Source organism: Neorhizobium sp. LMR1-1-1.1, from assembly GCF_040675795.1.
Classification (GTDB): Bacteria; Pseudomonadota; Alphaproteobacteria; order Rhizobiales; family Rhizobiaceae; genus Neorhizobium; species Neorhizobium cellulosilyticum.
This window is the reverse complement of the sequence record NZ_JBEGHE010000025.1, coordinates 39,253-52,577: the sequence shown is the minus strand read 5'-3', so window position 1 is coordinate 52,577 and position 13,325 is coordinate 39,253. Positions and strand designations below refer to the sequence as shown.

The following is a 13,325-nucleotide window of genomic DNA, read 5'->3' as shown; positions in this document are numbered from 1 at the left end:
TCAAAGATGGACAGGCTTGCCCGTGCGAGCGCTTTCGTCCGCCGCAAGGCAGATCTTCAGCGATTGCACCGCATCGTCCATGTGCCGGGTGAGATCTATATCTTCGTGGATGGCCCGCAGCATGTAGGCCTGTTCCAGATTGCAGAGTTCCTGATGGCCCGGCTCACCGGCCATTTTCATATCCTTGTCAGGCGACAAGAACTTTCCGTCTGGACCCGTTTCGGCGCTGTGAAGGCGGATGACCGAAGTTTTGGTATGCGTGTCGATATCGTCCGACTTTGCATTCGGGTCCATGACGATAGACACCGAGCCCTTTGGCGACATGACATCCTTCACGAAGAAGGCGGTTTCCGAGATCATCGGTCCCCAGCCGGCCTCATACCAGCCGACTGACCTGTCATCGAAGATCACCTGCAGATGGCCATAGTTATACATGTCCGGCGCAATCTCATCGGAGAGGCGCAGGCCCATACCACGCACTTCGACGGGTTTCGCATCGGTGATCTGGCACATGACATCGACATAATGCACGCCGCAATCGACGATCGGCGGCGTCGTGTTCATCAGCGCCTTATGCACGTCCCAGGTCGGGCCAGAGGACTGCTGGTTGAGATTCATGCGGAAGACATAGGGCGGGCCGAGCTTGCGCGCTTCTTCGATCAGCCGGATCCAGGACGGGTGGTGGCGAAGAATGTAGCCGATGACCAGCTTTTTGCCAGAAGCCTTCGCGGCTGCCACGACGCGTTCGGCATCGGCGACCGTGGTCGCCAGAGGCTTTTCGACGAAGACGTGGCAGCCGGCCTCGAAAGCGGCAACGGCATAATCCGCATGGCTGTCGGAATAGGTGCAGATCGCACAGAGATCGGGTTTCAGCTCCTCAAACGCCGTCAGGAAATCCGGATGGATCTTGTAGCCTTCGAGTGCCGGATCGAGCTTCGGAGTCGAGCGATTGACCAGCCCGATAATCTCGAAGCCGGGATCGTTGTGATAGGCGAGCGCATGGCTGCGGCCCATATTGCCAAGACCTGCAACGAGGACGCGGATCGGCTTCTCGACACTCATTTGACGGCTCCTGATGTGATGCCGCGGATCAGCTGGCGCGAGAAGATGACGTAGAGAACCAGAACCGGCAGGATGGCGAGCGACAGGGCCGACAGCACCGCATTCCAGTTGGTGACGAACTGGCCGATGAACATCTGTGCGCCCAAGGTCACCGTCTTGGTCTCCTCGCCCGGTGCCAGGATCAGCGGGAACCAGAGGTCGTTCCAGATCGGGATCATGGTGAAGACGGCAACCGTCGCCATCGCAGGCCGAACCAGCGGCAGGACGAGACGGAAGAAGATCGCATATTCGGACAGTCCGTCGATGCGCCCGGCATTCTTCAGGTCGTCGGAAACGGTGCGCATGAATTCCGACAGGATGAAGATGGCGAGCGGCAGGCCTTGCGCCGTATAGACCAGAACCAGCGCCGTCAGCGTATTGACGAGACCGGCCGCGACCATCCCCTGCAGGATGGCGACGGTGCCAAGCCGGATCGGGATCATGATTCCGAGCGCCAGATAGAGGCCCATCAGCAGGTTGCCGCGAAAGCGATATTCCGACAGCGCGAAGGCGGCCATGGCGCCAAACAGCAAAACGAACGCGATCGAGACGACTGTGACGATCAGGCTGTTCTGAAAATAACCGATGAAATCGCCCTGTTTCAGGACAGTCTCGTACCCGACGAGGCTGAAGGTCGAGGGCGTCGGGATCGCCATTGGCTCGCGGAAGATGGCGTTGCGGCTCTTGAACGAATTGATCAGCGTGAGGAATACCGGGAAAAGCGCGATCAGAGTGTAGCTTACCAGCGCGACATGGATCAGTCCGGCGCGCAAATATGAGGTGCGGGCTGTTGCCATCGTCTTTGACCTCCTCAGAACTGATAGCGACGCATGCGCCGCTGGATGACGAAGAGATAAAGCGAAACGCCGGCGAGGATGATCAGGAACATCACGGTAGCGATCGTCGCACCCATTGAGCGGTCGCCCATCTGGTTCTGGAAGCCGAAGAAGGTGCGATAGAGCAGCGTGCCCAAGATATCGGTCGAGCCATCCGGTCCGGCAAGCGCGCCCTGCACGGTGTAGATCAGATCGAAGGCGTTGAAATTGCCGACAAAGGTGAGGATCGAGATGATGCCGATCGAGGGCAGGATCAGCGGCAGCTTGATTTTCCAGAACTGGCTCCAGCCGGTAATGCCGTCACATTCGGCAGCTTCCAGCACCTCGTCGGGAATGTTCAGCAGTGCCGCATAGATCAGCATCATCGGGATGCCGACATATTGCCAGACGGAAATCAGCGACACGGTGATCAGAGCGCTTTCCGGTTTGCCGAGCCAAGGGGCGAACATCCATTTCAGCCCGACCCAATCCATCATACTCGGCGCAATGCCCCAGATAGGCGAGAGGATCAGCTTCCAGATGAAGCCGACGATAACGAAGGAGAGAAGCGTGGGTACGAAAATGGCGGTGCGATAGAAGGTGGCGAAGCGCAGTTTCGACACCGAGAGCATGGCCGCGAGCGCCACGCCGATTGGGTTCTGCACCAGCATATGGATGACGAAGAAGATCAGGTTGTTGCCGAGGGCATTCCAGAAGTTGGCTGCAAGCCGTGGATCGGAAAACAGCGTGACGAAATTGGCGAGGCCGACAAACACGGTCTCGCCATCGACCAGATTATAGAGCGACAGCCGCAGCGTCTCGATCAGAGGCAATATCATGATCGCGGTATAGACAAGAAATGCCGGCGCCAGAAATACGAGAATGTGCCAGCGGACGGGACGCTTGATCGGAGCGATTTCAGGATCGGCAGTGTCGATGTCGCTCATGGGTCGGTTCCGATTATTCGCTGTCAAGGTCGAGGATGTGACTGCCCCTCGTCGGGCTGCCGCCACCTTCTCCCCGCTCGCGGGGAGAAGGAGATATGCCGCGCCGTCTTGCCCAATCGCAACGTAGCGTGTGAGCCACGTCTCCTCGCCCCGTTTACGGGGAGAGGGTTAGGGTGAGGGGCCGCCTGTGCGGCAGAAAATAAGCTTCGTGGAAGCTTACTTCGCCGGCTTGTACCAGCTGTCCAGACCCTTCTGGGTCTCTGCCGCTGCCTGTTCCGGCGTCTGCGTGCCGTTGATGACGTTTGCAGACACGCGCCACATTTCCAAATCGAGGTTCGGCTGGCCGCGGCCGACGATTGCCGCACTCGGGCGGATGGTCGGCTTGCAGTTCTGCCGCCAGGAGACGAATTCCTGCGCCAGCGGATCTTCCATCTTTACCGCCGTCGAATTCAGGCTGAAGAAGCCCGGCAGCGAGTTGGCGTAAAGCGTGGCAAATTCCGGCGAAGCCACCCATGCGAGGAATTTCTTTGCCGCTTCCGGGTTCTTGCCCTTGGCATTCAGGCCGATGCCGATGTCGTTATGGTCGGAAATGTAGCAGGTATCGCCGGCCTTCTTCACCGGCGGCGGGAAGGCGCCCATTTCGAAATCGGCCTGCGCCTTGAACGGCGCGATTTCCCAGGAACCTGCGGGATAGATGGCGGCACGACCGAGCGTGAACAGGTTCTGGCTGTCCGGATAGGTCTGAGCTTCGAAACCGTCGCCGAGATAAGGCTTCCACTTGGCGAGCGTCTTGTAGGGCTCGATCCAGTCGGCATCGGTCAGCTTCTGGGTGCCGGCGATCAGCGCCTTGCGGCCTTCCTCGCCCTTCCAGTCGTTCGGACCGATATTGTAGTAGCCCATGGTTGCGGCTTCCCACTGGTCCTTGGTGCCCATGGCCAGAGGGATGTAGTTGCCGTCCGCCTTGATCTTGTCCAGAAGCGCGAAGAACTCGTCCTCGGTCTTCGGCACTTCGACCTTCAGCTCTTCGAACGCCTTCTTGTTGTAGATGAAGCCGTGGATGACCGATGCCATCGGCACGCAGAAGGTCGTTTTGCCGTCGTCGGTGGTCCAGGCGGACTTGGCCGTGTCGGAAAAGTTCTTGATTCCGTCCAGATCGTTCAGCGGCGCCAACTGGCCCTTCTGGAACATGGCAAGCGACAGGTCGAACGGGCGGCAGGTGATGAGATCGCCGGCCGTGCCTGCTTCCAGCTTGGCGTTGACGGCGGAATTGTATTCGGTCGGCGCCATCGGTGCGAAGGTCACCTTGATGCCGGGGTTCTTCGCTTCGAAAGCCGGGATCAGCTTTTCCTGCCAGATCGACAGGTCGTCATTGCGCCAGCTTTCGATCGTCAGCGATGCATCCTGCGCCAGAACCGCGCCTGCCGGAGCAAACATGGTCGTGGCGAAAAGCATGCCTTTCAGTAGACGGGTCATGATGTTCTCCCTGTTGTTAGCGCCATGAGGCGCATTTCACGGTATTTTCCGTCACGTTCAGTTCCGTCAGTGCTTTCCTCAACACCTGTCCGGAACAATTCAGCAATTCCCTTGCAGCAACTGCATCGGCAGCCCCTGCTGCCAGCAGCACCGCGACCTTGACCGAGCCATCGGCACGAGCAAAAAAATCACGGGCTTCATCGAAGCCGATGCCGGCAATCTCGGCCACCATTCCGGCAGCCCGGATGCGCAGTTTCTCGTTATCGGCACGCAGATTGACCATATGGCCGTCATGCACATGGCCAAGCTTGATGGCTGCCAGCGTGGACAACATGTTGAAGGCCAGTTTCTGGGCGGTGCCGGCGCCCATGCGGGTCGAGCCAGCCACCACTTCCGGCGGCGTCTCAAGCAGGACGGCAACATCCGCGCCTTCAAACAGGCAAGCATCTGGATTGTTGGCGATCGCCACGACTTTTGCGCCACGGCTGCCGGCGATTTCAGCGATCTTCAGCACATAAGGGGTGGAGCCGCTTGCGGATACGGCAAGCACGCAGTCGCCTTCGGTGATGACCGATGCGTCCTTTTCAGCGAGCACCACATCGTCCTCCGGTGCGCCCGGCATGTCGCCGAGGCTCGATAGCCCGCCGGCCAAAAGCAGCACGATCTGATCACGAGGAATGCCATAGGTCCCCGGAAGCTCCAGCGCATCAGCCATGGCCATCAGTCCCGAACTGCCGGCTGCGGCATAAACGAGTTTTCCACCCGAACGAAGGGCATCAGCCAATAGATCAGCCGCCTCAGCCAAAGCCGGGATGGCCGCATCAACCGCCCCGGCCGCGTCCTGCTGGCCGGATGCCAGAAGCGCAAGAATATCCTCAGGCGCCCGCGTATCGAGGCCTTCCGCTTTCTTGTTTCTGGCTTCGGTGGCTTTTTGGCTCATCCGTTTCTCCCTCTGATCAAAATGATGCCAAAAAAATACCAATTGTCCAGCGCGAAATTAATAATCGTTACCAGCGAAGGCTGCATCGACACACACACCCGCTAAAACACCAAGGAAAACGGATAATTATCGCTGATTTTCTCGTTCCTGCCATTTCACCCTTGGTAAATGGTATTTTTTTGGTATCATTCGCATCGGAGGTACCAATGACGGGTTACATTCTCGGGATAGATGGCGGCGGGACGAGCTGCCGGGCAGCACTGGCCGATCAGGCCGGCACCATGCTCGGCCGCGGCAAGAGCGGTGCATCCAATATCCTGACCGACCCCGACACTGCACTCAGGCATATTGTCGAAGCCGCACGGCTCTCCTTCGAGGATGCTGGACTGGTGCCGGACCTCGGCTCGGTATCGGCCATTCTCGGGCTTGCCGGCAACAATGTCGGCGACGCAGTCGGCTACGTGACGGCGCGGCTGCCCTTCAAGGCGTCGCAGATCGTTTCCGATGGCGTGATCGCGCTGCAGGGAGCCATCGGCGACGAGGACGGAGCGATCGGCATCGTGGGAACCGGAACCGTCTATATCATCCGTGACAAGGGCCAGTTCAAATCCATAGCCGGCTGGGGTTTTCAGGTCAGCGATCTCGGTAGCGGCGCAAGGCTCGGCCAGCTGGCGCTGCAGGAAACGCTGCTCGCCTTCGACAGAATCCGGCCGGTGAGCCCTCTGACTGAAGCCATCCTTGAGGAATTCGACGGCAATCCCGAACTGATCGTTGATTTCGCGCGGCTGGCAAAACCGGGTGATTTCGGCCGCTATACGCCTAAGGTGTTCGAATTTGCGGGCCAGAACGATCAGACCGCGCTTCGAATTCTGAAAACCGGCGCAAGTGGTGTCGATGAAGCACTGGATGCGGTCAATGCGGTGACCGGATCGAAGGGCAAGCTCTGCCTGCTCGGTGGCCTTGCGCCGCTCTATCCGCCCTATCTTGCCGAACGGCACCGGACACGCCTTTCCGAGCCACGCGCCGATGCTTTGACCGGTGCCGTCGAGCTGGCGGTGAAGGCTTATGCGGACAAGGCGGAGGTGCGCGCATGAGCGATACGCTGACCGCGATCCTGCCGCTCGACGGCCTGCAATCGGCAGGGTCGGGGCCGCTTTACCTGAAACTGCGCCAGAGCCTGGAAGAGGCCATTCTTTCCGGCAAGCTCGGCCATGGCGACGCCTTGCCGGCCGAACGCGATCTTGCCGACTATGCCAATGTCAGCCGCGTCACTGTGCGCAAGGCGGTCGACGATCTCGTCAAGGACGGCTTGCTTACGCGCAAGCACGGGTCCGGCACGTTCGTGGTCAAGCCGCTGTCGCGGGTCGAGCAGCCGCTGACCAAGCTCACTTCTTTCACCGAGGACATGGCGCGGCGCGGCCTTGTTTCCCGCTCGGAATGGCTGGAGCGCGGGCTGTTTCATCCCTCGCCGGAAGAGATGATGATGCTGGGCCTCGCCCCCGGCACGATGGTCGCCAGGATCGGCCGCCTGCGTTTTGGCAACGACATGCCGCTCGCAATCGAGCGGGCCAGCATTTCCGCCGAATTCCTGCCCGATCCTGTTTCGCTCACGGGTTCGCTTTATGCCGAACTGGAAAAAAAGAATGCGCGACCGGTGCGCGCCATCCAGCGCATTTCCGCCACCAACATGAAAAAGACCGATGCCGGGCTTCTGGAGGTGCCGATCGACGCCGCCGGCCTTTCGATCGAGCGGGTTTCCTATCTGGCATCCGGCCGGGTGGTCGAGTTGACGCGCTCGCTTTATCGCGGCGACGCCTATGATTTCGTGGCCGAGCTTTCGCTCGGAGAAAACTGACAAGTCGAGGATTGCAAGATGCTGACCCATATGCGCCAAGAGATCAACGAGATACCGGAAGCGGCGACCCGACTGCTCGACCGATCGGCTGCAGACCTTGCCAAGGCGGGTCAGGCGCTCCGCGACAAGGATCCGGCATTCCTCGTGACGATCGCCCGTGGCTCTTCCGATCACGCCGCAACCTTCATCAAATACGCGATCGAACTGACGGCCGGCCGGCCAGTCGCTTCGCTCGGACCATCGCTCGCCTCGATCTACGGCGCCGACCTCAAGCTTGGCGGCGGAGCGGCAATCGCCATCTCGCAGTCCGGCAAAAGCCCGGACATCGTCGCTATGGCTGAAGCAGCGACCAAGAGCGGTGCGGTGACCGTCGCGCTCACCAACACGCTTCCTTCGCCGATCACGCAAGCATCGCTTCATGCAGTCGATATCAACGCCGGCCCCGAACTTGCGGTCGCGGCAACAAAATCCTTTGTCAATTCCATCGTTGCCGGTCTTGCCCTTCTTTCGGAATGGACGGGCGACGATGCGCTCAAGGCCGCGGTTCGCGCTTTGCCGGACCATCTGGCAAAAGCCGTTACGCTCGACTGGAGCGAATTTTCCGGTCAACTTGGTGACGCGGAATCGCTCTACATGCTCGGCCGCGGCCCGGCGCTGGCGATTGCCAGCGAAGCAGCGCTGAAATTCAAGGAAACCTCCAACATGCATGCCGAGGCCTATTCGGCAGCCGAGGTGCTGCACGGCCCGGTGGCTTTGGTGGAAGACAGGTTTCCGGTGCTGGCCTTTGCCGCGCGCGATGCGGCCGAGGCTTCCATCGTCGAGATCGTCGACAGCCTTGCCGGCAAACGGGCTATGGCCTTCGCCACATCCGGCGAGGTGAAAGCCGCCAACAAGCTGCCTTTCATCGCGACCGGCCATCCGCTGACCGATGCACTGGCGCTGATCGTACCGTTCTATGGTTTCGTCGAAGCATGGTCCCGGTCCAAGGGCTTTAATCCCGATCAGCCTGCAGCTCTGAAGAAGATCACGGAAACGCTATGACCCAGCAAAAGGCTCTCATCGGCAAGCGTGTATTCGACGGCTCGGGCTGGCATGAGGATGCTGCCGTTATTTTCGAAGGCGGAAAGATTACGGGCATTCTTCCGGTCGATCTGCTCTCTGTGGATATGGAGACGATCGAAGGCGGTGAGATCATCGCACCCGGTTTCATCGATCTACAGGTGAATGGCGGCGGCGGGGTGCTTCTCAATGAAGAGCCGACCGTCGAAGGCATCGCCACGATCTGCGCCGCACACGCAAAATTCGGCACGACGGCGCTTTTGCCGACGCTGATTACCGACACGTTCGAGATCACCAGCCGCACGGTCGCGGCCGGGATCGAGGCAAAGAAACAGGGTATTGCCGGTTTTCTCGGCCTGCATCTGGAAGGCCCTCATCTTTCGCTTGCCCGCAAGGGCGCGCATGATCCGACGCTTATCCGGCCGATGGAGGAGCAGGACCTCGAATTGATCCTCTCCTGCGGTGAGGCGCTCGACGCGCTGATGGTGACGATCGCGCCGGAAAGCGTTTCTCCCGAACAGGTCAACACGCTCGCGCGCGCCGCCATCACCGTCAGCCTCGGCCATACGGAAGCCAGCTACGACACGGCTCGCCTCTATGCCACCGCCGGAGCGCGGACGGTTACCCATCTGTTCAACGCCATGAGCCCGCTCGGCCATCGCGAGCCGGGCATGGTCGGCGCGGCACTCGATACGAGAAACCTGCATGCCGGCCTGATTGCAGACGGCATCCATGTGCATCCGGCAGCGATGGCGGCAGCCCTGCGCGCCAAGAACGGACCGGGAAAGATCTTTCTCGTGACCGACGCCATGTCGCCGATCGGCACAGACATGACATCGTTTACCCTCAACGGCCGGGAAATCCTGCGCCATGACGGCCGTCTCACGCTTGCCGACGGCACGCTTGCCGGCGCCGATATCGACATGGCTGCCTGCGTGCGGCTGGTTCACGAAACGCTCGATCTGCCGCTGGAGGAAGCGCTGCGAATGGCGTCGGCCTATCCGGCGGATGCCGTCCAGATTGCGGATAAAAAGGGATCGCTCAAGCCCGGGTTCGATGCCGATTTTGTGGTGCTGGACGCAAGCCTTCACCCGCAGAGCACATGGATCGGCGGCGTCAGCGTTTATCAAGCATAGATTTGGGATTTGCCCCTTACCCTAGCCCTCTCCCCCGTAAACGGGGAGAAGGTGGTGGCAGACGGATGAGAGGCTGGCGGCTTGCCTATGCCGTAACCGAAAAAACAACGCGCACCTTCAGACCCTTGCCTCCAGCGCCATCTTCGAGGCTGAGGCTTGCACCATGCAGCCGCGCGATTTCCTCCACGATCGGAAGGCCCAACCCGGTTCCCGGTCGCCCCTGCCCGCTTACATCGCCGCGCTCAAAGCGCCTCAGCACAGTTTCGCGGCGATCAGGCGGGATGCCCGGCCCGTTATCCTCAACCTCAACACATGCTCCGCCTTGCTGGCCAGCAACACGCACCGTCACCTCAGCACCTGCACCGGCATAAAGCAGCGCGTTGGAAACCAGGTTTTTCACCAGTTCGCCAATCAGGATGGGTTCGACGATGGCCGTCACCTCTCCCGCTCCTTCGAATCCGAGATCGATACCCGCTTCGGCTGCACGCGGCACATGCTCGGCGGTGACGGTACGGGCCAGATCCACGAGATCGACTTGGCGCATTGCGGTCGAACGGCTGGCGGCATCAATCCGCGCCATGAGGAGAAGCTGGGCCAATATACGCTCCGCATCGCCCACGGCTTCATCCGCCTTTTCCGCTGCCTGCTGAACCTCGCTCAGATCACCTGACCGCCTGGCAAGCGTCAGCTGGGTGCGGACGATCGCAAGCGGGGTGCGCAACTGATGCCCGGCATTGCCGGTGAAATGGCGAAGCGCATCGAGCGCACCCTCAAGCCGGACCATGAAGGAATTGACGGTATCGACCAGTCCCTGCACCTCGTTCGGAACCCGCTCAGTAATCGGATGCAGGTCATCGGGGCTGCGCTCCGACAGTGCTTCACTGAAGCGATAGAGCGGACGAAGCGACAGCGTGACGGCAACCCAGACGATCGCCGCCGCCCCCAGGATCATGAAGAGGATACGCAGCGCGGACCGTAACAGGATCGCATGGGTCAGCTGCTGGCGGGCAATCGTCGTCTCGGCTACCGTCACGGTAAAGGGTACCGAATTGATGCCGGTAGAGGCCGAACGCGCCAGTGCTGCAACCCGGATCGGCTCGCCGCGAAAGACTGCATCACCGAAGGCCGCCGCCTGCCCCTCGCGTCGCTGGATCGACGGCAGGTTCTGGTAACCGGTGACGAACGTGCCAGGCGGTCCGTCGACCCGATAGAAAACACGGTCCTGCGCAGCGGATGTCAGCATTTCCAATGCGACATAGGGAATATCGACCTCCAGCGAGCCGTCTTCCGAAACAATCACCCGTTCGGCGATGGCAAGCGCCGATCCTGCCAGAACACGGTCCGAAACCTCGTTCGCGGTATCGATCGCCTCGTCCCAAGTGTCGATCATAGCGATCGCGCCGATTGCGGCCGTGGAGACCAGAAGCCAAGCAAGCAGGCGACGGCGCAGGGAATAGGCGCTTAGGGCAGCGCCCGTCATGGCGCGGTCCTCGCGGCTTCGAGATAATAACCAATGCCGCGGGCAGTTTTCACGGTCAGCCCGTGCGGCAATAGTCTTTTTCTTAGCCGGCTCACATATTGTTCGATGGCATTGGCCGACAGGTCGTCGTCGAAACCCGTCAGAGAAGCGACGATCGCTTCCTTCGAGACGACCTTGCCCATGCGCAGGAACAGCAATTCCAGAAGCGCGATCTCCCGGGCCGGAATGTCGAGCGGCGTGCCACTGCAGGAAAATGTCCGCGATGTCAGGTCAAAGGTCACGCCGCCATGGCTGATGACCGAGCTACGCAGGCCCGCCTGGCGGCGCAGCAGAACACGGATTCGCGCTTCGAATTCCGGCACATCGAAAGGCTTGATCATATAGTCGTCGGCCCCGAGATCGAGCCCACGCACCCGCTCCTCCGGCAGGCCCCGTGCCGTCAGGATCATCACCGCCGCGCGGTTCTGGCGGGCGCGCATGGCGCGCAGCACATCGAGACCATCCATTTCCGGCAGGTTCAGGTCGAGGATGACGAGATCATAGGCTTGAGCTGCGGCAGCCGCCTCGGCAGACGCACCATCGGCAACGAAATCGACGACATAACCGCTACTGCGAAGAATGGCCTGAAGGCCCTCGGCCAGAGCCAGATTATCCTCGACCAGCAATATACGCACGAAATCCCCCCGCTTGCCCGCCGACTATAATCGGTGAAGCGGAGAGATGTCACGATGGCGAGGCGCTGATAGTCAGGGACGGCCGAGATAATCCATCTTGCCGACCGGCACGCCCTTGTGGCGCAGGATCGCGTAAGCCGTGGTGACATGGAAATAGAAGTTCGGCAGCGCGAAACCGAGCACATAGCTCTTGCCGTTAAACGTGGTTTCGCCCGAACGGGTCTTCAGCACGACCTCGATATCCTCGCGATCCGCCATCGAGGCCGGCACCACGTCTTTCAGGAAAGCAACGGTTTTTTCGATACGGGCATGGAGATCGGCAAACGTCACCTCGTCATCGGAAAAAGGCACATTCTCGACGCCGCCGACACGAACCGGCACGAACTTGGCGCTGTCGCTTGCACGCTGGATCTGGCCGGTCAGCGGCAACATGTCCTCGATCAGCCGGGCTTCGAGAAGCTCCTTGTGGGCGATCCCCTTTTCATCCGTAAAGGCCTCGCCCTTCTTGAGGATTTCGGTGAGATTGGCAAAGCCGCGCAGGAAGGCCGGCACGGAGACGTCGTAGAGCGAGAGAGACATGGGGAACCTCGTTGGGGGCAGAGAAAGAATTACCGGCATCAGGTAGGCAGTCGTAGCGGCCGAACAAGGATGCTCGAACAATGCGTTGCGCCTGTGGCCGGGCGGACACGCCCGTGGCAGCTTGCCGCAGGCTTCGGCCTCAGGCATTGTCCGTACATGACGCGCCTTACATTCCTTTGTCTCTGTCTCATCGGGCTCTGTCCTGCCTTTCTGGCTGGAACGAGCGCCGCGAATGTGCTGATGTTTCCGGCTCTCTCCGGCAAACAGAATGCGGCAGTGCTGACCGTCTATTCATCGCTGGACGAGGGGCTTGCAAAGCCGATGATCGCCGGTTTCCAGGCTGCCAATCCAGATGTCGCGGTCGCCTATGAGGACATGCTGACCGGCGAAATCTACGACCGCATCGTGCGCGAGACCGATGCGGGGAAAAAGACAGCCGACTTCGCCTTTTCCTCGGCCATGGACCTGCAGGTGAAACTCGCCAATGACGGATATGCCCAGGCGAGCGACCTGCCGATGAGCGGGCGCTGGCCGCAATGGGCGAACTGGCGCAATACCGTCTATGCGCTCACCTTCGAACCGGCCGTCTTCGTTTATCACAAGCCGAGCTTTAAGAACGAGGCCCCACCCGCCAGCCGAGCCGAATTCATCGAATTCCTGCACAAACACGGCGATTCGGTCCATGGGCGGATCGGCACCTATGACATCGAACGTTCCGGCGTCGGTTTTCTGTTCATGTCGCGCGACCAGGAACAGTTCGGCGATATCTGGTCCGTGGTGCGCGCCATGGGCGCGGCGGGAGTAAAACTCTATTCGACAAGCGGCGCGATCCTCGAACGCGTGGCCGATGGCCGGTTTCTGCTCGGCTACAATATCGTCGGCTCCTATGCCGCCGACTGGGCCTCGCGTTACCCGAATGTCGGCATCGTCCTACCCAAGGATTATACTGTCGTGATGTCGCGCATCGGGCTCGTTCCGCAGGCTGCGGCCAATGCCGATCTCGGCAAGCGGTACCTGGAATTCTTCATGTCGAAAGAAGGCCAGACGATCATGGCTCGGGAGTTGCAGATCCCCGCCGTCAGCCCGGAAGTCGCCGGCAACAATACGGCGACGACGATGCGCGAAATGCTCGGCGGACAGTTGAAGCCGGTGCCTGTCAGCCTCGGTCTGATGGTCTATCTTGATCAGGTGAAGCGAGCGCGATTGATCTCGAAATGGAACGAGGAACTGCGACATCAATAGGACTTGAAAAAGCTGGCATCGTTA

General features: G+C 60.3%; 13 protein-coding genes. 5 read left to right on the top strand and 8 right to left on the bottom strand.

Features of this window, described 5'->3' with window-relative positions:
• The 5 genes from MRBLMR1_RS13395 to MRBLMR1_RS13375 form a co-directional block, all read right to left on the bottom strand.
• A complete protein-coding gene (locus MRBLMR1_RS13395) occupies positions 1 to 1,062 on the bottom strand; it encodes a Gfo/Idh/MocA family protein (protein WP_148146230.1) in 1,062 nt (353 codons plus the stop codon).
• Positions 1,059 to 1,898 carry a carbohydrate ABC transporter permease gene (locus MRBLMR1_RS13390; protein WP_148146231.1) on the bottom strand — a complete coding sequence of 280 codons (840 nt, stop codon included), beginning with the start codon at positions 1,896 to 1,898 and terminating at the stop codon, positions 1,059 to 1,061. Before MRBLMR1_RS13390 ends, MRBLMR1_RS13395 begins: the two co-directional genes overlap by 4 nt.
• Before the next feature lie 14 nt (positions 1,899 to 1,912).
• Entirely contained in the window at positions 1,913 to 2,863 is a 951-nt protein-coding gene (locus MRBLMR1_RS13385) for a carbohydrate ABC transporter permease (protein ID WP_148146232.1), read from the bottom strand.
• 216 nt (positions 2,864 to 3,079) lie between these two features.
• On the bottom strand, positions 3,080 to 4,336 hold the full coding sequence (locus tag MRBLMR1_RS13380; RefSeq protein WP_148146233.1) for an ABC transporter substrate-binding protein: 1,257 nt from the start codon (positions 4,334 to 4,336) through the stop codon (positions 3,080 to 3,082).
• Between the two features lie 16 nt (positions 4,337 to 4,352).
• Positions 4,353 to 5,276 (bottom strand): N-acetylmuramic acid 6-phosphate etherase, encoded by a 924-nt coding sequence (locus MRBLMR1_RS13375; RefSeq protein ID WP_148146234.1) that lies wholly within the window; start codon positions 5,274 to 5,276, stop codon positions 4,353 to 4,355.
• A 206-nt stretch (positions 5,277 to 5,482) separates the two neighbouring features.
• On the opposite strand from MRBLMR1_RS13375, the gene MRBLMR1_RS13370 reads away from it, so the two are divergent.
• Genes MRBLMR1_RS13370 through nagA form a run of 4 tightly spaced genes read left to right on the top strand, consistent with a single transcriptional unit; the run spans position 5,483 to position 9,326 of the window.
• Entirely contained in the window at positions 5,483 to 6,370 is an 888-nt protein-coding gene (locus MRBLMR1_RS13370) for an N-acetylglucosamine kinase (protein WP_148146235.1), read from the top strand.
• Positions 6,367 to 7,131: a GntR family transcriptional regulator gene (locus MRBLMR1_RS13365; protein ID WP_148146236.1), complete on the top strand. Its 765-nt coding sequence runs from the start codon at positions 6,367 to 6,369 to the stop codon at positions 7,129 to 7,131. The genes MRBLMR1_RS13370 and MRBLMR1_RS13365 overlap by 4 nt, the downstream gene beginning before the upstream one ends.
• A gap of 18 nt (positions 7,132 to 7,149) precedes the next feature.
• Positions 7,150 to 8,172: an SIS domain-containing protein gene (locus MRBLMR1_RS13360; RefSeq protein ID WP_148146237.1), complete on the top strand. Its 1,023-nt coding sequence runs from the start codon at positions 7,150 to 7,152 to the stop codon at positions 8,170 to 8,172.
• Positions 8,169 to 9,326: an N-acetylglucosamine-6-phosphate deacetylase gene (gene nagA, locus MRBLMR1_RS13355; RefSeq protein ID WP_148146238.1), complete on the top strand. Its 1,158-nt coding sequence runs from the start codon at positions 8,169 to 8,171 to the stop codon at positions 9,324 to 9,326. The genes MRBLMR1_RS13360 and nagA overlap by 4 nt, the downstream gene beginning before the upstream one ends.
• Positions 9,327 to 9,411: 85 nt before the next feature.
• Here nagA and MRBLMR1_RS13350 read toward each other — a convergent pair whose 3' ends face one another.
• The 3 genes from MRBLMR1_RS13350 to MRBLMR1_RS13340 form a co-directional block, all read right to left on the bottom strand.
• Positions 9,412 to 10,806 carry a sensor histidine kinase gene (locus MRBLMR1_RS13350; protein ID WP_148146239.1) on the bottom strand — a complete coding sequence of 465 codons (1,395 nt, stop codon included), beginning with the start codon at positions 10,804 to 10,806 and terminating at the stop codon, positions 9,412 to 9,414.
• Entirely contained in the window at positions 10,803 to 11,480 is a 678-nt protein-coding gene (locus tag MRBLMR1_RS13345) for a response regulator transcription factor (RefSeq protein ID WP_148146240.1), read from the bottom strand. The genes MRBLMR1_RS13350 and MRBLMR1_RS13345 overlap by 4 nt, the downstream gene beginning before the upstream one ends.
• A 72-nt stretch (positions 11,481 to 11,552) precedes the next feature.
• Positions 11,553 to 12,059 carry a DUF1993 domain-containing protein gene (locus MRBLMR1_RS13340; RefSeq protein ID WP_148146241.1) on the bottom strand — a complete coding sequence of 169 codons (507 nt, stop codon included), beginning with the start codon at positions 12,057 to 12,059 and terminating at the stop codon, positions 11,553 to 11,555.
• 156 nt (positions 12,060 to 12,215) lie between these two features.
• Here MRBLMR1_RS13340 and MRBLMR1_RS13335 point away from each other — a divergent pair, with 156 nt between their 5' ends.
• On the top strand, positions 12,216 to 13,301 hold the full coding sequence (locus tag MRBLMR1_RS13335) for an ABC transporter substrate-binding protein (protein WP_148146242.1): 1,086 nt from the start codon (positions 12,216 to 12,218) through the stop codon (positions 13,299 to 13,301).
• Positions 13,302 to 13,325 lie beyond the last annotated feature (24 nt).